17 protein-coding genes are annotated in these 18,022 nt (G+C 68.7%); 6 read left to right on the top strand and 11 right to left on the bottom strand.

Translation table 11 applies throughout. The annotated features are described in order from the left end of the window. A partial coding sequence (locus ACQ754_RS05485) for a glutathione S-transferase C-terminal domain-containing protein (RefSeq protein WP_440995996.1) occupies positions 1-589 on the top strand: 589 nt, incomplete at its 5' end. 133 nt (positions 590-722) lie between these two features. Here the strand turns inward: ACQ754_RS05485 and ACQ754_RS05480 are convergent. The 3 genes from ACQ754_RS05480 to ACQ754_RS05470 all read right to left on the bottom strand — a co-directional run bounded on the left by ACQ754_RS05480 (position 723) and on the right by ACQ754_RS05470 (position 4,164). After that, on the bottom strand, positions 723-2,849 hold the full coding sequence (locus tag ACQ754_RS05480) for an MBG domain-containing protein (RefSeq protein ID WP_440995995.1): 2,127 nt from the start codon (positions 2,847-2,849) through the stop codon (positions 723-725). 165 nt (positions 2,850-3,014) lie between these two features. Further along, on the bottom strand, positions 3,015-3,848 hold the full coding sequence (locus ACQ754_RS05475; protein ID WP_440995994.1) for an alpha/beta fold hydrolase: 834 nt from the start codon (positions 3,846-3,848) through the stop codon (positions 3,015-3,017). Positions 3,849-3,867: 19 nt separating this feature from the next. Next, entirely contained in the window at positions 3,868-4,164 is a 297-nt protein-coding gene (locus tag ACQ754_RS05470; RefSeq protein WP_440995993.1) for a DUF1127 domain-containing protein, read from the bottom strand. A gap of 316 nt (positions 4,165-4,480) precedes the next feature. Here ACQ754_RS05470 and ACQ754_RS05465 point away from each other — a divergent pair, with 316 nt between their 5' ends. Then, complete coding sequence (locus tag ACQ754_RS05465; protein ID WP_440995992.1) at positions 4,481-4,819, top strand: hypothetical protein; 339 nt, start codon at positions 4,481-4,483, stop codon at positions 4,817-4,819. A gap of 69 nt (positions 4,820-4,888) precedes the next feature. On the opposite strand, the gene ACQ754_RS05460 is transcribed toward ACQ754_RS05465, so the two are convergent. Further along, positions 4,889-5,341 carry a hypothetical protein gene (locus tag ACQ754_RS05460; protein ID WP_440995991.1) on the bottom strand — a complete coding sequence of 151 codons (453 nt, stop codon included), beginning with the start codon at positions 5,339-5,341 and terminating at the stop codon, positions 4,889-4,891. A 235-nt stretch (positions 5,342-5,576) separates the two neighbouring features. On the opposite strand from ACQ754_RS05460, the gene ACQ754_RS05455 reads away from it, so the two are divergent. Continuing rightward, complete coding sequence (locus tag ACQ754_RS05455; protein WP_440995990.1) at positions 5,577-7,073, top strand: hypothetical protein; 1,497 nt, start codon at positions 5,577-5,579, stop codon at positions 7,071-7,073. On the opposite strand, the gene ACQ754_RS05450 is transcribed toward ACQ754_RS05455, so the two are convergent. From ACQ754_RS05450 to ACQ754_RS05420, 7 genes are all read right to left on the bottom strand, one after another. Further along, positions 7,070-7,540 carry a hypothetical protein gene (locus ACQ754_RS05450; protein ID WP_440995989.1) on the bottom strand — a complete coding sequence of 157 codons (471 nt, stop codon included), beginning with the start codon at positions 7,538-7,540 and terminating at the stop codon, positions 7,070-7,072. The two genes, ACQ754_RS05455 and ACQ754_RS05450, sit on opposite strands and share 4 nt — an antisense overlap. Positions 7,541-7,668: 128 nt before the next feature. Further along, positions 7,669-8,652 carry a LysR family transcriptional regulator gene (locus tag ACQ754_RS05445; protein ID WP_440995988.1) on the bottom strand — a complete coding sequence of 328 codons (984 nt, stop codon included), beginning with the start codon at positions 8,650-8,652 and terminating at the stop codon, positions 7,669-7,671. A gap of 78 nt (positions 8,653-8,730) precedes the next feature. Then, complete coding sequence (locus ACQ754_RS05440) at positions 8,731-10,326, bottom strand: phytoene desaturase family protein (protein ID WP_440995987.1); 1,596 nt, start codon at positions 10,324-10,326, stop codon at positions 8,731-8,733. Positions 10,327-10,350: 24 nt separating this feature from the next. After that, positions 10,351-11,274 (bottom strand): SphA family protein, encoded by a 924-nt coding sequence (locus ACQ754_RS05435; RefSeq protein WP_440995986.1) that lies wholly within the window; start codon positions 11,272-11,274, stop codon positions 10,351-10,353. Beyond that, positions 11,271-11,855, bottom strand: a complete 585-nt coding sequence (locus tag ACQ754_RS05430; RefSeq protein ID WP_440995985.1) for a flavin reductase family protein — start codon at positions 11,853-11,855, stop codon at positions 11,271-11,273. The genes ACQ754_RS05435 and ACQ754_RS05430 overlap by 4 nt, the downstream gene beginning before the upstream one ends. A gap of 29 nt (positions 11,856-11,884) precedes the next feature. Beyond that, on the bottom strand, positions 11,885-13,111 hold the full coding sequence (locus ACQ754_RS05425; RefSeq protein ID WP_440995984.1) for a styrene monooxygenase/indole monooxygenase family protein: 1,227 nt from the start codon (positions 13,109-13,111) through the stop codon (positions 11,885-11,887). Positions 13,112-13,139: 28 nt separating this feature from the next. Beyond that, positions 13,140-13,922 carry an SDR family oxidoreductase gene (locus tag ACQ754_RS05420; RefSeq protein WP_440995983.1) on the bottom strand — a complete coding sequence of 261 codons (783 nt, stop codon included), beginning with the start codon at positions 13,920-13,922 and terminating at the stop codon, positions 13,140-13,142. Positions 13,923-14,075: 153 nt separating this feature from the next. Between ACQ754_RS05420 and ACQ754_RS05415 the strand changes: the two genes are divergently transcribed. The 3 genes from ACQ754_RS05415 to miaB all read left to right on the top strand — a co-directional run bounded on the left by ACQ754_RS05415 (position 14,076) and on the right by miaB (position 18,011). Then, entirely contained in the window at positions 14,076-15,071 is a 996-nt protein-coding gene (locus ACQ754_RS05415; protein ID WP_440995982.1) for an AraC family transcriptional regulator, read from the top strand. A 68-nt stretch (positions 15,072-15,139) separates the two neighbouring features. Beyond that, positions 15,140-16,477 carry a UDP-glucose dehydrogenase family protein gene (locus tag ACQ754_RS05410; protein WP_440995981.1) on the top strand — a complete coding sequence of 446 codons (1,338 nt, stop codon included), beginning with the start codon at positions 15,140-15,142 and terminating at the stop codon, positions 16,475-16,477. Positions 16,478-16,643: 166 nt separating this feature from the next. Beyond that, positions 16,644-18,011 carry a tRNA (N6-isopentenyl adenosine(37)-C2)-methylthiotransferase MiaB gene (miaB, locus tag ACQ754_RS05405; protein ID WP_440995980.1) on the top strand — a complete coding sequence of 456 codons (1,368 nt, stop codon included), beginning with the start codon at positions 16,644-16,646 and terminating at the stop codon, positions 18,009-18,011. Positions 18,012-18,022 lie beyond the last annotated feature (11 nt).

Below are 18,022 nucleotides of genomic sequence, written 5' to 3'. Positions count from 1 at the left end.
TGGAACCGCATTCCTCATCGCCTGGAATCGCGTTCCTGTTCCCGTGGAACTGCGTTCCTCATCGCAAGGATTCCACAACGACATCATGCGCATCCTGAACTCCGCCTTCGACCGCTGGGGCGACGCCTCCGTGGACTTCTACCCGCCGTCGCGGCGGGCGGCCATCGACGCCCTTAACGCCGAGATCCTGCCACGGGTCTGCGCGGGGGTGTATAGGGCCGGATTTGCCCGGACGCAGGTCGACTATGATCGCAGCGTGGGCGAGCTATTCGAGACGCTCGCGGAGCTCGAACAGCGCCTCGGCCGCCAGCCCTACTTGCTGGGCGAGCGCATCACCGAGAGCGACTGGCACCTGTTCTGCATCCTGGTGCGCTTCGACGCTGCCTATCATGGGGCGTTGCGCTGCAACCTTCATCGGCTCATCGATTACCCAGCCCTGACCGCCTTCACCCGGCGCATGTATCGGGTGCCAGGGGTTGCCGAGACAGTGCGCCTTGATCACATCAAGGCGCACTACTACGACGAGCTGGGGGAACTGGATCCGACCATCGTGCCCGCCGGCCCCGCGGTGGACTTCCGTTCGGTTTGATCGCAGCCCTGAAGCCGGCCGCCCAGGGGCGGCCGGCGCCTCGGTCGGCCGGTCCCTGGGCCCGCGCTGGCGCCGCGAAACCGCCCGCAGCGAGTCATACGCCCCCGTTTCGGGGGGCGGGAGCGTTCCGGCATCACTGGACGTCGACGCGAACCTCGACGCTCACGGGCTCGAAGGCGGTCCCGGTCTCGGCGTCCGCGCCGCTGAAGGTGATGGTCCCCGTGTTCAGGCCATTCTCAAAGCCGCTACAGGTGAACTCGGGCTGATAGCTCGCGGTGCCTTGGGTGGTGGCGGTCGAGGTTGGCGTCACGGCAAGGAATCCCGCGCTGACCTCAGCCGAGACGCTGGCCTCGCCCGACCCGCCGCCCGTGACCTCCACCGTGATCGGTTGCCCCGGTGTGGGGCAGGGCGAGCCACCGATGGTGTGCTCGATGAGCTGACTCACCGGGCTCGCGTCGACCTGCGGCGGCTCTTCCGGGGTGGAATCCACGATCTCAAGGGTGCCGGTCGCCGTGCCTTCGTAATTGTCGTCCGAAACCGTGGCTTCCACCTCGTAGGTGCCCACCGCACTGGGGGCCTGCTCGCGACCGTCATAGGTGATCGTCGTGCTCAGGCCCTCCGGGCTGGTCAACACCGTTACGGGCTTCGGGTCGCCGTCGAACTGTTGGATCGTTTCCGTGATGAGGATCCCTGCCGAAGCCTTCTCGATGGCCAATGTCGCGACCGCTTCGCCCATGAAGGCGTCGTCCTGAACCGTCGCGACCACGTTATAGGTACCCGCATTGACCGGAGGCTCGGGGCTGCCGTCGTAGGTGACCTCCACGTCGAGCCCGCTCGGATCCGTGGAGACCGTGACCGGCTTCGGCGAGCCGTCGAACTCCCGGGTGGTGTTGCTGATGAGGAGCCCGGCTTCCGATTCCGGCTCCCCGGACCCGCCACCACCGTCGGCAACGTCACCCGACGTGCACGCGACGTCCGTTGTCAGGATGGTCTCGCGCCCGCTGAAGGCATAGACCAGTCGGGTTTCGCCCTCCGCGATGCACTCGTAGGTGAATGTCTGGCGCGATGTCAGGCCCGGACTCAGGTCGCGAACGACCGTGAACACAGACCCTTGTGCGGTATTGAGCGGAGTGGGCCGGAGGTCACGGGTGTTCACATTCGAGGACGCCAGCGTCGGCGGGAAGCTCACGACGCCGGGTTTCGTCGTGGTGATGACGGTGTCAACGATGTCGACCGGCTCATTCACCTCCAATTCGGCCTGAACCTGGAATAGCTGACTGACATCGCGACGGATCGCGCCCGGGGAAAGTGCGGCGAGCAGATCCTCGTCGGCAGTGAGGGCCGATTGCGGGGCGTCCGGGTCGAGGCAGAAAACCGCCTGCCGCAGACCTACCGAATGCGGGACGTCTCGCCGATCGGGTTGGTTGATCGGAGTAAAATCCACAGTGGGCGTATATTCCTGCACTCCTTCATCCCGGCATCGGTACTCGATCTCGGCCCGCACGAGCCGCACTTTCTCGGGTGGCGGCTCGGCCGGCGAGGTCAGGGCGATCTCGAACTCGGGTGTCTCGGGAGGCACGATCCGCGCATCACCGGCCACGTCGTCGCGATAGCGAGCTTCGCGGATCCCGATCGCCTCGTCCGCGAACGGCTCCACGGCCACCGTTACCTTCGCCGTGAACGTCTCCCCTTCGACCATCGTGTGGGGCACGCCGGAGATGGTGACCACGCCGCTGCCGAGCGTGCTGGTGATCGTACTGAAGTGCCGGAGTGTGCCGGTACGTAACACGCCATCGGGCGTCAAACGGGTCTGCTGATCGGGGATCGGCGTGGCGGTTCCGTTGCCCTCGGTCAGCAGTAGCCCCGTGGGGGCCTCGAGGGTGCCCTCGGCATTGGCGGGATCGGCCTGCGTGTCGAAATGCACCCGCACCGGCTCGTCGAACGACAAGCCGTCGGGGCCGAGCGCGTACGCGCTCTCGGCCTCGACCCCCTGGAACTCCGAGGGCAACTCGCCGGTCGGGAGCCGCTCGATGGTAATGGTGTTCTCGGTCGGCAGCGCGCCTTCCGGGAAATCGAGCACCAGGCGACCGTCCGCCGATGTGACGGTGCCACCATCCGGGCCAATGGCCCGGCTCGCGGTCATGTCGCCATCGTCGCCTGAGCCGTCGCAAGCCCCGGCGAGGAGCGCTATCACGGCCGCGACCGTCAGCATCGCCGCGCTGCGCCCCGCAGCGCGTGTCAATCTGTTTGCTGTCCCCATCTGATTCGTCCCCCGTCGACCGGTTGACGCCTAGCGTCAATTATAGTCGATGGCCGAAGTTGCCGCCCTACGCCGAACGGCGTAGCTTCCGGTGCGGCGCTTCCTGATCCGGGCGCTGATTGCCGGTCACGAGGGGGTTTGGAATGAATTGTAGCGTGATACGGATCAGTGGTAACCCGCCTCCCGCAGGAAACCCGCCACCGCCTTGACGAAGCCCCCCGGATTATCTTCCTGGGCGAAATGGCCGGCTCCGGCTACGTACGCCAGGCCCGCACCGGGAATGGCGTTGGCCAGGACCTCGCCCATTGCGGGTGGCAGCCAGGCGTCGTGCTCGCCCCAGAGCACGTGTACCGGTACGGCCAGCTCGGCGAGCCGTGGCACCAAGGGCCGCGCCAGATGCTCGTCGTAGCACTCGACGGCGCGCCAGTAAGCGGCCACGCCTTCGGCCCCACGCCACGGCCACAGGTAGCCCTCGAGCGCCTCGGCGGCCATCGGCCGGTGGGTGGTGCGCTCGATGTGCGCACGGATCATCCCCTCGGCGATGTGCACCGGCAGGCGCCGGAAGGTGCCGATGTTCTCCCGCGCCTGGCGCGAGAAGTCGGTGACGAACGGCGGGATCACGGCGGCGTCCGCCAGTACCACCGGGCCCAGTGCCAGGCCCTCCATCAGGTGGGCCCGGAGCGCGAAGATCGGTGCGAAATCGAAGGCCACCACGGCCGGGCGCTCCAGCCCCCAGTAGTCGGTTAGCTCGACGAGGCGCCGGGGCTGCTCGTCCCAGGAAATGTTCTGGTCCGGGTAGCGGTCCGAGCTGCCGAAGCCCGGCCAGTCGAAGACGTAGACCGCGTAGTGCTCGGCGAGCCGCGGCGCGACGTTGCGCCAGATGAACGACCAGTTGGGTGTGCCGTGGAGCAGCACGAGGGGGCGGCCGCTGCCGAGGCAATCCCAACGGATGCGGCCCTGCGGGGATTCAAAGACGCGCGAGAGCTGCCAAGTGTCCATGATGACCTCCTGTGGTCGTCTACAGGCCGTTGTCGCCGGAATGCCCCGGCACATCTCCCTGCTGGTTCTTGCCCCGGTGGTCCTTGCAGCGGCTGTCCCGGCGCGCGTGGTTGCTGCGCAGCACTGCACGGATGTCGTCGCGGCGGACGCCGATGTCGTGGAGCATGCGGTCATCGAGGGCATGCAACGCGGCCTCGGCGCGTTGGTGCATGTACAGCTCACGCAGCGCCCTCAGTGGCGAACGCACGGCACGGCCCGTGATGGCGGCTTTGGCCGACCACCGTCGGCGCACATTGGGGCATGCGGATTCGTTCATGGCATATCCTCCACGGTCGTCGTACTCCGGGCGTGCCGGGGCGTTCGACCCGCCGCCGGCACTGGCAGCATCCCCGTCAGCGACTCCGTGGCGGAAGAGCCATCCGCGCAAACGCCGTTTGCACCGATGCAATCGCGCCCTTTCTCAATCGGCGAGGCGCCACGAGGTGGTCCCTGGCGTGCGAGGGGTTATGGCGTCCAGGTTGGTTGGAAACAGTCTTATGCAGTGATTAGTACAAATACGGATTGTCCGGATACGGACTAATTAGTAGGCTACTCCTGTCCTTAGCAACCAAGCCATTGAAAGGAGTACAGCCATGAGGCACATCATCTTTGCAGCCACGTTCGCGATCGCCGGCCTCGGTAGCGCCCAGGCCGATACCGACGGCGCCGTCCTGGGGGGCAAGCTCACCGCGGCCGATATCCAGGCCGCCGAAGGCAGCGGTGGCAACGTCTCCCTGGCCGAGCACTTCCGCGGTGATGCGGCAGCCCTGCCGGCGCAGCGGTTGGTGCTCGGGGGCCACGTCCTCCAGCCCGCCGGGACCAGCCGCACGGAGGCCGGATCGGCAGCGGTGGCGACCAGCCCCACCGTGCCCCAGGTGGGCGAGACCCTGTTCGGGACCCTGAGCACGGTGGAGGTGAAGGGCTCCAGCTGAACGGGGACTTCATCCCCTATGACCCTACCCGGCGCCGTCCCGAGCGGCGCCGGTTCTTCCCTGCCTGACTTATTCGAAGCTGCTGCAGACCGGCGCCTGCTGATCCGGGTTGTGGGAGACCTCGATCTCCACCGGGCCGTCGACGTCGATGAGGGCGACCCGCCACTGATGGTCGACATCCACCGGGTCGCAGCTGCCCTCGCTGCCCTTGCCGAAGTTGGAGTCGATCCAGTAGTGCACGTCGTAGAGTCGGCCCTCCTCGAGCACCCCGGAGAAGGTGAAGGAGAAGGCGGGATCCTCCATGCCCGCGACGGTTCCCGAATCCGAGGCCACCACTTCGCCGGCCGCCACGTCGTAGACGGCCACTTGGATGCCCTGACCGCCGTGCGGGGTGTTGAAGGTGCCGTCGCCGCTAAAGGTGAGATCCTGGCCTTGCTGCGCGAGTGCCGGCCCCGCCGCCAACAGCAGCGAGACAGCCAGCAGGTGAAGCGCCCCGTCGCCGAGAGTCCTCAACTGCTTCATGGCATACCTCCTGACGTCTGCCCATCAACGGAAGCCACTTACGGGCCTGGTTAACAGCATAGTCCAGGCTAGGGCAACCGGCTGACGCGGGTACCGAGCCGGAGGAGGTCGTCCCGAGCGGATGGCCCCACAGCTGGGGGCATTTGGGGCACTCCGATCCGGCACGCCGCACCGCGCCCCCTCTTTGCCGAGCCGCCGCGTGCCGGCTATTCTCGCGGGCGGGGGTCTTTCCATCATGCTCAACCGCCTGCAAAAGCTCGTCGAGAGCACTACGCGCAAGGTGCTGGAACGCCGCGCCCGGGGCTGGACGGTGCGCGGCCTCTCCCGTGTCTCGCGGAAGGCCTTTCGCCAGGCCTTTCATCACACCCGGGGCCTGCGGCGGCTGAGCTACGGCGGCGCCATGATGGGGCTGGGGGTCATCCTGGTCCTGGTGACCCTCTATGATCGCGTCAAGGCCGCCATGCAGCGGCACTTCGAGTTCGTGCGGACGCACTTCGACCAGGCCGCACGGGGCTGGAAGCGCCAGCCGGAGCTCCAGGGGCCGTTGTTGCAGCAGCGTTTCTGGCCGCTCTACGCCCTGGCCCTGGAGTCCCGGGACCGACCGCCGCCCTACCAGGATGAGGAATCCTTCCTGGCGCAGGCCCGGCAGGCGCTGGCCGCCGACGCCAACGTGCTGGAGGGCTTGAACGCCGAGGGGGAGCCGGCCCGGATCCCCTTCCGCCAGCCCCAGAAGCTGTTCTCCACCCCGCCGCTGTCGGCGGCAAAGAACTCGGTGAACGAGCTGCGGTTCTCCTGGTACCGGGAGCTGCGCGATCGCCATTTGGGCTGGCGGCGTTTCCTCGCCCATCTCACCGAGTCCAATCCGTTCGAGAACTACATCCTGCTCGGCCTGCGTCGGGACGTGCTCACCTACGTGGCCCGCGGCGTGAAGGCCCACCAGGCGGAGGTCCGGCTCGAGGATGTCCTGGGTACCTCCGACGATCGCTTCATCCCGGAGGAGGCGCGCCGGGCACGGCACCGCATCCGGGCGTACGTGGGGCGCAAGCTCAGCCGCCGTCCGGGCTGGCCCCGCCAGCGCATCTATCTCGCCCTGGAGGATGGCCTGAACAACGCCGTCCGGGCGCTGGTCCGCGGTGACCCGGAGTACCTCACCGGTTTCGGCTACCGCAGTGACCCCGAGGGCGGCTTCCAGCGCCGGCCGCTGGGGTTCAGCCTGCGCGAGGATCTGGACGGGTTGCTGGCGGACTATGGCCCGGTCAAGGGCCCGCCTGCCCTGGACCTCGAGCGCCTGGGGCGGGAGGCACACCGTGCCGAGGAGACCGCGGAGGCCTTGTTGGCCTTCCTGGAACGCCATGACCCGGGCGGCACAGTGATTGCCGACGTCGGCGACCTGCGGGCGGCACGGATGGCGTTGCAGCTGGATGGCGGTCTGCGTCGGGCGCTGGGGAAGGGCCGTGACCCCGCCCACGTGCTGACCCGGCTCGGTGAGGTGGTGGCCCGCCAGGCAGAGTACGACCGCGCCCTGCTGGAGCTGCGCGGCGTATACCACGGCGTCTGGGCCGACTTCGGGCTGTACAACCGTTTTCTCGTGGAGAACTTCACCCGTTACGCCGACGAGCACCCCGAGGTCGACTACGATCCGCTGTTGCTGCGCTGGGTGCTGCCTTTCACGGACCCGTTGCGGCGGGGCTACCGCCGCCTGCGCCAACGCCTCGCAAGGCTGGTGGGCTAATCCCCCAGGGCCATGTTGCGTAGGGCGGTGGCAAAGGAGATCGCCGGGCTGAGGATGGCGTCGATGACCAGGACGCCCGCCACCACCCAGTGGTAGAAGGCCGGGACCTTACCGGTGGTGGTGATGTAGTAGGTCAGCAGCGCGGTGGCGACGATCAGCGCCACGATGGCCGCGACCAGGTCGACGATGAAGCGCACCATCTTGATGTCCGCCGACTTGGCCACCTCGATGACCAGGACCACAGCGGCCACGACCACCATGGTGTAGTCGATGGTGGTGCCGCGGATGTTTTCCGTGAACACCTCCAGCACCAGTGCGATGGCGATGAGCAGCAGCGTCCACGGGAACATGCTCGAGAAGTGCCAGATCCGGCCCAAGGTTCCTCCTCCCTTCCTGGCGTTGCCTTCGGAAAGCACCTGCCCCGCGCCTGCCTCCGGGGCGGCATCCTGGGGATTGTCGTTCGCCATCGCTCGGCTCCCTCTAACCGGTCCGGGGCAGGGGCGGCCCGCGCGGTGGTCACTCGCCGGCGGGGGCCCTACAGGACTCTGGGTGGGGAGTTTGGTCCATGGGATCCGGCCTGTCGAGTCCGCACCCGTTACGCCTCGGTCCCTGTTGCGGCGGGGCGGGGGGCGGCCTCCCGGGTGAGTTCCGGGCGCCAGCGCCGGCCGTTGGTGAGGGTGCCGAGGATCTCGCGCAGGCGGTCGCGGACGTGGCGGGCGGCGATGGACAGGGGCCGTTCCGCCACCCGGGCGAGGTAAATGCTGCGCTGGATCTCCGGGTCCCGGATGGGCAGGGTCTGCAGTTGATCGCCCACGGCCCCGTGCCGGGCCAGGCGCGGGGAGAGCACCGTGTAACCGGCGCCCTCGGCCACCAGGGCCTTGATGGGCTCCAGGGCGTCCATCTCCAGGACGATGTCCAGGCGCGCGGCCCGGCCCCGGGCGGCGGCCTCTAGCTCCTCGCGCACGCCGTGGGGTCGACCGGGCATGATCAGCGGCACCCCGTCGATGGCGGCCAGGGGAACGTTGCCCTCCGGGCCGCTGGCGAGCTCCGCCAGTCGGGGGTCGTCCCGCGGGCCCACCAGGTGCAGCTCCTCGGTGGCGATGAGTTCCATGGCGAGCCCCGCCACCTTTTCCGAGCCGAACACCAGGGCCAGGTCCAGGCTGCCCTGGCGCAGCCACTCCAGGGTGTGGCCGGACAACCCCTCGGCGATGCGGAGCTGCACCTTGGGCAGCTCCCGGCGCACCTGCAGCGCCAGGGGGACGCTCAGCAGCATGCCCAGGGAAGTGGGGATGCCGATATCGGTGGGGCCCGCCGGGGTGGATTCCGTCTGTTGGATATCGTCGCGGATGGCCTGGAAGTCGCTCAGGAGCTTGCGGGCGTGGCTGAGCAGGCGTGTGCCGGTGTCGGTCAGCCGTACCCCGCGGACGCTGCGCACCAGCAGCTGGGTGCCGAGCTCCTCCTCGAGCTGGCGCACGTGCTGGCTGAGCGCCGGCTGCGCCACATCCAGCTGTTCTGCCGCCCGGGTAATGGAGCCCGCGTTGGCGATGGCGGCGAAGTAGCGCAGCTGGCGGATGTCCATGGCATGCCTATGTCATAGCGATGGGGAATTGGTTTCAGTATAAACCAATGTTAAATGTATGGACAGCCGCGGGAGGGCTCAGCCGAGCCGCTCCGCCACCAAGTGCCCGGAGACCCCGCCCAGGCCCGGGCCGGGATGGGTGGAGGCGCCGATGTGGTAGAGGTCACGCACGCAGGTACGGTGACCGTCGCCGTCGTTGAGCGGGCGCCACAGCAGGAACTGATCCGCCTGGCAATCGCCGGAGTAGGGGTCCCCGCCCACCAGGTTGATGTTGAGCCGCTCCAGGTCCGCCGGTGAGAGCACGGCGCGGCCGAGGAGCGCCCGGTCCAGGTTCGGGATGTGCCGGCGCAGCCGCGCCATGATCCGTTCGGCGTAGGCCTCGCGGGTGGCCTCGTCCCAGGCCCCGTCGGCGGGGGCGGGGATCTCGCCCGCGGCATCCCCCTTGATGTGCCGCGGCAACTCCTGGAGCTGGATCCAGAGGATCCACTGTCCCTCCGGCGCCCGGGACGGGTCCAGGGCGGCGGGCTGGGCCACCACCACCGAGGCCTCCGCCGGCAGCAGGCCGCGCTCGGCCTCGTTGACCGCCCGGGAGACGCCGTCCAGGCCCGGCGTGAGGTGCAGCATCGCGACGTCGCGCAGGGCCGGGTCTGGCCACTGCGGCGGCTCGCTGAGGGCCAGGTGGACCTGCATGTCGCCACGGCCGTAGCGGTAGCGTGCGGCGTCCTCGCGCACGCGTTCCGGCAGCTCGGCGTCCCGCAGCAGCCGGCCGTAGAGCTGGGTGGGCGTGGTGTTGCAGATCACGGCCTTTTCCGCCCGGTACCGGCTGCCGTCGGCGGTTTCCACCCCCCGGGCGCGCCCGCCCTCGGTGACCACACGATCCACGTCCGCCCCGGTGATGAAACTGCCGCCGTGCGCCTCCACCACCGCGCGGAAGGCGTCCACGATGCGCTCGCTGCCGCCACGGACGACGGGCATGCCCGCCGCCTCCAGGGTGAAGGCGATCAACCGCAGCATGTGCCCGCCCAGGGCGCTGTCCGGCCCCAGGCCGGTATGCAGGATCCAGGGTGCCAGGCAGGCGCGGGTGAGCTCGGAGTCGAAGGTGCGCTCCAGCCACGTGCGCGCGCTCTCCATGCTCTCGCCGAAATAGCGGATCAGGCCGCGGTGGCCCTCGCGGCGGCCGTGCCGGAACAGCGTCTTCGCTACCCCCCAGCTCTTGAGCTCGCCGCCGAGCAGGGTGAAGGTGGTCTCGGCGTTGGCTTCCAGCGCCGCCATGGCGGCGTCGAAGCGGTCGCCGTCGCCGGCGGCCAGGGCGTTCATGGCCTGGACGTTCGCTGCCCGGTTCCGGGATAGGACGAAGTGCGTTCCGTCGGGTAGGACCACAGCGGTGGGCGTATCCGAGTTGGCGTAGTCGAGCCCCTCGGCATGGAGGGACTCGCCGAGGGCGGCATACCCCGGCGAGGTCACGAACAGCGGATGGAAGCCGGAGAGCACGTCGTGGCGGAAGCCCGGCACGGTCAGCTCCTCGGTGCGAATGCACCCGCCCAGGCGCTCGTTGCGCTCCAGCACGATCACCCGCCGGCCCTTGCGGGCGAGCTGCGCGGCGCAGACCAACGAGTTGATGCCGCTGCCGACGATCACGCAGTCCGCGTTCCGGTCACTGGCGGTTTCGCTCACGGTCGGGTCTCCTCGTAATGGGGCTCAGAACGGGATGGTAGCGATCACCCGGAAGGTGGTGCCCTCGGGTCGGTGCTTACTCTCGTACTCGTCGTAGATAGCGGCATCGAAGGCCATGCCCAGCGACTTGGAGCGATAGGTCACCTGCCCGCCGATGGCATGGACCTCGTCCTTGGGGGTGGGCACGCCGGCGGGCGCATCGTCGCCCTCGAGCTGCCAGCTGTCATAGCCCACCAGCCCCAGGGTCAGCGCCGGGTTGACGTCGTAGCTGATCCCCCACTCGGCGACCAGGTTGTCGCCGGGCTCGATGTCGCTGCCCTCGATCTCCGAGGCCAGGGTCTCGTAGCGGTTCAGTAGCGAGAACGCCCAGCGCCGGTCCTCGGTGGGATACCACGTGCCGCCGAAGGTGAGCATGACGTTGGAATAACCCTGCCCCGCCGAGGACGCCGCCGCCACCGGGTTGTCGTCGTAGAAGTCGCTGAAGGCGTCGGTCCAGTAGCCGGCGGCGAAGACCGCGTCGTATTGCTCGCCGTGCCAGGAGAGGATCAGCGGGCTGAGGAAGACGTCGCCGAGGCCGCTGTCGCTCTCGCGCACGCCGCCGACCTTGACCTCCTTGTCGAGGATCGGGGCGATGAGCTCCATGCCGTAGTCGGCGCCGAGGAACTTCTGCTCGGTGATCCAGATCGCCCGCGGCACCACCGCGAAGACCTCCGCGGAGCTGTCCACCGGCAGGTCGCCGTCACCGCTGGGGGTGTCGACGCGCACCGTGTCGGAGTCGTAGTAGACGCCGTAGGTGCGCAGATAGAACCCCGGCGGCGGCACCGAGGCGGCCTTGTTGCCCTCCACGCCGGGCACATAGTGCTGCACGGCGTCCGCCAGCGCGCTCGCCGGCAGGGCGAAGGCACCGGCCACCAGGCCGGCGCCGAGCCATCGCGGGTCCATCTTCATTGCTGTTCTCCTCCGTCGAAGGAACCGAAGCGGCCGTTCATGTAGAGCAGCGGCGCCTCCGGATCGGTGGCCACCACCTCCTTGACCTCGCCGATGAGCACGGCGTGGGTGTGGGTGACCAGCATCTCCTCGACCACGCAGTCGAAGCTCGCCAGCGCCCCGTGCAGCATGGGGATGCCACGTGCGGAGGTGTCCCAATTGGTGACCTCAAAGGGGTTCGACCCGGGCTCGCCGAGCATGCCGGCGAAGCGCTTGGCGACGTCCTCCTGGTCGCGGCCGAGGACGTTGACCGACATGCGGCGGCTGGCGGCGATGAGCTGGAAGGTGCGCCCCGAGAGGTTCACGCAGGCCAGCAGCCGCGGCGGCTCCGCGGAAAGCGAGGTTACCGCGGTGGCGGTGAGGCCGTTGCGCTCGCCTTCATGGGCGGTGGCGACGATATTAACGGCGCCGGCAAGCCGGCGCATGCCGCCCTTGAACGCGTCCGCCGGCGCGATGAGGTCGCGGGCGAAGGCCGCCAGGCCCTCGTTGGCCGGCGGCGGGAAACTGTGACTGTCCGTCATGCGGATGTTCGCGCTGGCCATGGTTGTGGCCCTCCGTTGTTGGTTCGTGCTCAGGCGGCCTGCAGGGACTTCAGGTATTCGTCGGCGGCGCCGGGCTCCATGAACCAGGGGAAGTAGTCCCGCGGGTCGTTGAAGCCGTTGGCCATCCGCCGGGCGAGTTCCCGGTTCCCCTGGGCGGCACCCATGAGCTCCAGCACATGGGGCTGGGGCGGCTGCAGCAGGGCGTTGGTCCAGTCGACCACGTAGCGGGCATAGTCCCAGTACGTCTCGAAGGTCCCCTGCATCCACTCGCTGTCGAAGGGGCCGTCGCCGCGCTCGAGGATGCGCTGCAGGTAGGTGGCGGCGCACTTGGCGGCGTTGTTGGAGCCCTGGCCGGTGACGGGGTCGTTGAGCACCACGGTGTCCGCCATCCCCAGTACCGCCGCGCCGGAGGGTAGCCGCCCCACGGGCTTGCGGATGGTGGGGGGGAAACGGCCGGCTAGGATGCCCTGGTCGTCGGTGAGCTCGACGTTGCGGCAGCGCGCTGCCTCCCAGGGGAGGTAGGTCTCGAGGATCTCCAGGCTGCGCGCCAGGTGCGCCGCCGGGCCATCCACGTCGCCCCAGCAGTCCATGGGCCCGCCGGGGACGCCCTCGAAGACCATGATCTCGCAGGGGCCGCTCAAGGTGAGCGCGGGGAAGACGAAGTACTCGCCGACGCCGGGGATGAGGTTGAAGCACACCGCGGAGTGCTCCGGCCGCGGGGTCATGCCGTGGACGTAGGTCAGAGCCAACGCGCGCTGGGGCTTGTCGAAGGTGGAACGCTCGGCGTCGCGCTCGAAGAGCTTGCCGATCTCGCCCTTGCCAGAGGCCACCAGCACCAGGTCGTAGTCCCGGGCATAGGCCTCGAGCTCCTCGATGCCCGCCTCCTCGATGCGCAGCTCGCCGCCGCGGCGCTCGAGTTCCTGCATCCATACCGGCATCTTCACGCGCTGGTCCACGGACTGGGCATCGCGATCCAGTCGCCCCGCCCACTCCAGCTGCTTGCCCCCCTGGCCATCAGGGACGGTGAAGGAGATCCCCTCCACCGGCGGGCAGCTATCCTCCCAGAAGTTGGCGCTGATGTCGCGCTCGTGCTGCAGGGCGGCGTCGAACATGCACTGGCTGGACATGACACGGCCTTCCCGGATTTGTTCCGGGGTGCGGTTGGACACCACGGTGACTTCGTGGCCGTGGTCCAGCAGGCCCATGCCCAGTTGCAGGCCCGACTGGCCGGCCCCGATGATCATGATGCGGCTCATGGTTCTTTCCTCCTGATTCGTTCGTGGATCAGCCGAGGCGGGTGATGGCCGCCGCGGCCTGTTCGGGTCCCATGGCGGTGTAGCCACCGTCGACGGCGTAATCGGCGCCGGTGACGAAGCTCGCCTCGTCGGAGCAGAGGAAGCGCACCACTTGCGCCACCTCATCGGCCTCGCCGAGCCGGCCCGGGAGGTGATAATCGGCGGCCACGCGGTCGGCCTTCTCCCGGTCGCCGCCGGCGAGGGCCTCAATGACGTTCGACCAGGTCCACCCGGGCGAGACGCTGTTCACGCGGATACCGTCGCCGGCGAGATCCAGCGCCGCCGAACGGGTGAACTGCAGCATGGCGGCCTTGGTGGCGGGGTAGAGCCAGCGCCCGGACTGGGCGACCTTGGCGCTGATGCTGCCGAAGTTCACGACGCTGCCGCCGCCGCGTGCGAGCATGTGGGGATGGACGGCGCGCAGCATCATCACCGCGCCGATGAGGTTGACGTCGAAGGCGGCATGCCAGTCGGCCCGGTCCGAGACCATGCCCTCGTCCACGTAGCAGCAGGCGAGATTGACCAGGATGTCGATGCCGCCGTCGGCGGCCGCTGTTTCCACGCACTCGTGGATCTGCGTATCGTCGGTGACGTCGGTGGGGATGAAGCGGGCGCGCTCGCCGATGGCCGAGGCCGCGGCCTCGCCGCCGGCGCGGTCGATGTCCGCAAGGGTGACGCGGGCGCCGGCGTCGCAAAGGGACGCCGCCACCGCCCGGCCGATGCGGGTGGCCCCTCCGGTGACGATGGCGACGCGGTCGTCGAGTGGGCTCATGGCCTGCTCCTCCTGTTCGGTGCACGCATTGACGTGATGAAATGGTCGTTGTTTTATGTCTTAACTATTCCAACGGCAGGGAGCGCCGACAATCCGCTTCGCGCATCGGTTATCCGCAATGCGTGAATCTTTCGAAGGGGAGGTACAGGTGCCATGTACGAGCGGCCCGATCAGGCCCTGCCGCTGGCGGGCTACAGCCTCTTCGAGACCGGCGACGTGGACGAGGCCCGCGAGCAGGTGGGCCGGGTATTCTCCGACCACAGCCTCGCCCCGGTGCGCGGCCGCGTGTCCCTGGACGCCCACCACAACCGCGTGGACCTGGGCGGGCTGAGCGTCAACTATCTCCACTACGGGGCGACGGTGACCATCGACCCCGGCGAGCTCGGCTCTTACTACCTGCTCCAGCTGCCCCTCGCCGGCTCGGCCCAGGTGGCCTGCGGGGACCGGGAGATCATCGCCGATCCGGGGCGAGGGAGCCTGCTCAATGCGACCGGTCGGGTGCGCATGTGCTGGAGCGGCGACTGCCGCAAGCTGCTGGTGCAGGTGGACCGCGACACCATGATCGACTACCTCCGGGCGTTGACGGGCCGGGAGCTCCGCAGTCCTCCCTGTTTCGAGCTGGCGGTGCCCCTGGCCGGCGGGCCGGGGCGGTTACTGCGCGATACGGTAGGCTTCGTGGTGGAGCGCCTGGAGACCCTGCGGGACGCGGCGGGCAATCCCCTGGTCGCGGCGCAGCTCCGACAGATGCTCTTGGGCACCCTGGTCCATGCCCAGGCCGGGGAGGCGAGTGGGTTACTCGCGCGAGCGGAGACCGAGCCCTGCCCCCGCTACGTGCGCCGTGCCGAGGAGTACATCGAGGCCCACGCCGACGAGTCCCTGACGCTGGAGTCCATCGCCCGGGCCTGCTGCATCAGCGGGCGGGCGCTGCAGCAGGGCTTCCGTCGCCACCGCGGCACCACGCCCATGGCCTTCGTGCGCGAGGTCCGGCTGCGGCGGGTCCGCGAGGCCTTGCTCGCCGCCGATCCCGGGGAAACCGTGCGGGTTGGCGAGGTGGCCCTGCGTTGGGGGTTCGGCCACTTCGGCCGCTTTTGCCAGTACTATCGGCAGCGCTTTGGCGAGACCCCGACCCAGACGTTGGCGCGGGGCTGACAGGTCACCACCGCCGCGCTCCCATTCGCTAGAATGGCGCCTTTTCAACGCCAACGGACGGGGGAATCATGCGCATCACCATCTTCGGGACGGGGTATGTGGGGCTGGTGACCGGTGCCTGCTTCGCGGAGGTCGGCAACCACGTGGTCTGCGTGGACGTGGATGCGGACAAGGTGGCCCGGCTCAACGCCGGCGAGGTCCCCATCTACGAGCCCGGCCTGGAGACCCTGGTGACGCGCAACCGCCGGGGCGGGCGGCTGGAGTTCACCACCGACGCCGCTCGCGGCGTCGCCCACGGCGCCTATCAGTTCATCGCCGTGGGCACGCCCTCGGACGAGGACGGCTCCGCCGACCTCCAGTATGTGCTCGCCGTGGCGCGGACCATCGCCGAGCATATGGAGGAGTATAAGCTCATCGTCGATAAGTCCACGGTGCCGGTGGGCACCGCCGACCGGGTCCGGGAGGCCGTACGGGAGGTGCTTGCCGGGCGCGACGTGGCCCCCGACTTTGAGGTGGTCTCCAACCCCGAGTTCCTCAAGGAGGGCGCGGCGGTGGAGGACTTCATGAAGCCCGAACGGGTCATCGTGGGTACCGACGACGAGGCCGCCGGCGAGCGCATGCGTGAGCTCTATGCCCCGTTCAACCGCAACCACGACCGGCTGATCACCATGGACGTGCGCTCGGCGGAGCTCACCAAGTACGCCGCCAATGCCATGCTCGCCACCAAGATCAGCTTCATGAACGAGCTCGCCAACCTGGCCGATCGGCTGGGGGCGGACATCGAGCGGGTGCGGGTGGGTATCGGCTCCGACCCCCGCATCGGCTACCATTTCATCTATCCCGGCGCCGGCTTCGGTGGCTCCTGCTTCCCCAAGGACGTGCGCGCGCTGCTGCGCACGGCCAACGATGTGGACTATCTCCCGCAGATGCTCCAGGCGGTGGACGAGGTCAACGAGCGCCAGAAGAGCTATATCTTCAATCGCATCCGCGAGCATTTCGGCGGCGAGCTGGCCGGCCGCACCATCGCCTTGTGGGGGCTTTCCTTCAAGCCCAACACCGACGACATGCGCGAGGCCGCCAGCCGCCGGCTCATGGAGTCGCTGTGGGAGGCGGGGGCGGCGGTGCGTGCCTTCGACCCCAAGGCCATGGAGGAGACCCGTCGGATCTACGGCGAACGTCCGGAGCTGAGCCTCTGCGACAGCCCCGAGGCGGCCCTGGACGGGGCCGACGCCCTCGCCATCCTCACCGAATGGAACATCTTCCGCAGCCCGGACTTCGAGACCATTCGCGAGCGACTCGCCGACCCGGTGATCTTCGACGGCCGCAATCTCTACGACCCGGCGGCGCTGCGCCGGCTCGGCTTCGTATACCATGCCGTGGGCCGGCCGGTGACCGACGGGCGGTGAGCCGTCCCGCCCGTCGCGCCGCGCGTTTACCCCCCATGGACGACCTAGTATTCTTGACCGATAGTTGTGAGGGTAGCGGGTCGCGGCGCAAGCGGCTCCCACACAAGGGTTCGAACCGATACCGCGGCGTCGGCGCCGCGAATTCTGCAAGGCAATGACGGGGTTTATGGCACCGAAGGTCTACGTCCACACCCACGGCTGTCAGATGAACGAATACGACTCCGCCAAGATGGCGGAGGTGCTCGCCGCCGAGCGGGGCTACGAACGGGTCCGCGAGCCGGCGGAGGCGGACGTGATCCTGCTCAACACCTGCTCCGTGCGCGAGAAGGCCCAGGAGAAGGTCTTCTCCCAGCTCGGGCGCTGGAAGGCGTTGAAGGCCGAGCGTCCGGGGGTGCTCATCGGTGTCGGCGGCTGCGTGGCGAGCCAGGAGGGCGCCGCCATCGTCGAGCGCGCCCCGTATGTGGATCTCGTCTTCGGCCCCCAGACCCTGCACCGGCTGCCGAGCATGGTGGACCGCGCCCGTGACAGCGGTCAGCCGGTGGTCGACATCAGCTTCCCGGAGATCGAGAAGTTCGATCGCCTCCCGGAGGCGCGCGCGGAGGGGCCCACGGCCTTCGTCTCCATCATGGAGGGTTGCAGCAAGTACTGCAGCTTCTGCGTGGTGCCCTACACCCGCGGCGAGGAGATCTCCCGGCCTTTCGAGGACGTGCTCGGCGAGTGCGCCGAGCTCGCCGAGCAGGGCGTGCGCGAGGTCACCCTGCTCGGGCAGAACGTCAACGGCTATGACGGCGCCATGGAGGACGGCACGCCGGCGGACCTGGCGCTACTCATCCACTACATCGCCGCCATCGATGGCATCGACCGTATCCGTTTCACCACCTCCCACCCGCTGGATTTCAACGGTGCGCTCATCGAGGCCTATGCGGAGGTCCCCGAGCTGGTGGGCCACCTGCATCTTCCCGTGCAGAGCGGCTCCGATAACGTGCTGCGGCTGATGAAGCGCAACCACACCCGCGACGACTTCCTCGAGCTCGTCGCCCGGCTGCGCGAGGCCCGGCCGGACCTGGTGTTGTCCTCGGATTTCATCGTCGGCTTCCCCGGTGAGATGCGGCAGGACTTCGAGGACACCCTGGCGCTCATCGAGCAGGTCGGCTTCGACCAGTCCTTCAGCTTCGTGTTCTCCAGCCGTCCGGGGACGCCGGCGGCGCAGTTGCCCGATGCCACGCCCATGGCGGAGAAGAAGGAGCGCTTGCAGCGCATGCAGGCCCTGCTCAACGCAAACGCCCGGCGGATCAGCAACTCCATGGTCGGTGGTGTCGAAACCGTTCTGGTGGATGGGGTGTCGAAAAAGGACGAAACGGAGGTCGCCGGCCGCACGGAGAACAACCGTGTGGTCAATTTCCCCGGTCCGCGGCGGCTGATCGGCCGCTTCGTGCGGGTGCGCATCACCGAGGCCCTCGCCAACTCCCTGCGGGGCGAGTTCGTGGGCTTCGACGAGGCCCTGGAGCCCGATCTCGCCGCGGCCAGTGCGTGACAGCAGCGAGG

Source organism: Arhodomonas sp. SL1 (assembly GCF_052060015.1).
Lineage (GTDB): Bacteria > Pseudomonadota > Gammaproteobacteria > Nitrococcales > Nitrococcaceae > Arhodomonas.
Note: the sequence above shows the minus strand (reverse complement) of the source record. Positions and strands in the feature narration are given on the sequence as shown.

Coding starts and splice junctions, on each gene's coding strand:
- ACQ754_RS05480 (WP_440995995.1), bottom strand. CDS start 2,849: ATGGGGACAGCAAACAGATTGACACGCGCTGCGGGGCGCAGCGCGGCG.
- ACQ754_RS05475 (WP_440995994.1), bottom strand. CDS start 3,848: ATGGACACTTGGCAGCTCTCGCGCGTCTTTGAATCCCCGCAGGGCCGC.
- ACQ754_RS05470 (WP_440995993.1), bottom strand. CDS start 4,164: ATGAACGAATCCGCATGCCCCAATGTGCGCCGACGGTGGTCGGCCAAA.
- ACQ754_RS05465 (WP_440995992.1), top strand. CDS start 4,481: ATGAGGCACATCATCTTTGCAGCCACGTTCGCGATCGCCGGCCTCGGT.
- ACQ754_RS05460 (WP_440995991.1), bottom strand. CDS start 5,341: ATGAAGCAGTTGAGGACTCTCGGCGACGGGGCGCTTCACCTGCTGGCT.
- ACQ754_RS05455 (WP_440995990.1), top strand. CDS start 5,577: ATGCTCAACCGCCTGCAAAAGCTCGTCGAGAGCACTACGCGCAAGGTG.
- ACQ754_RS05450 (WP_440995989.1), bottom strand. CDS start 7,540: ATGGCGAACGACAATCCCCAGGATGCCGCCCCGGAGGCAGGCGCGGGG.
- ACQ754_RS05445 (WP_440995988.1), bottom strand. CDS start 8,652: ATGGACATCCGCCAGCTGCGCTACTTCGCCGCCATCGCCAACGCGGGC.
- ACQ754_RS05435 (WP_440995986.1), bottom strand. CDS start 11,274: ATGAAGATGGACCCGCGATGGCTCGGCGCCGGCCTGGTGGCCGGTGCC.
- ACQ754_RS05430 (WP_440995985.1), bottom strand. CDS start 11,855: ATGGCCAGCGCGAACATCCGCATGACGGACAGTCACAGTTTCCCGCCG.
- ACQ754_RS05425 (WP_440995984.1), bottom strand. CDS start 13,111: ATGAGCCGCATCATGATCATCGGGGCCGGCCAGTCGGGCCTGCAACTG.
- ACQ754_RS05420 (WP_440995983.1), bottom strand. CDS start 13,922: ATGAGCCCACTCGACGACCGCGTCGCCATCGTCACCGGAGGGGCCACC.
- ACQ754_RS05415 (WP_440995982.1), top strand. CDS start 14,076: ATGTACGAGCGGCCCGATCAGGCCCTGCCGCTGGCGGGCTACAGCCTC.
- ACQ754_RS05410 (WP_440995981.1), top strand. CDS start 15,140: ATGCGCATCACCATCTTCGGGACGGGGTATGTGGGGCTGGTGACCGGT.
- miaB (WP_440995980.1), top strand. CDS start 16,644: ATGGCACCGAAGGTCTACGTCCACACCCACGGCTGTCAGATGAACGAA.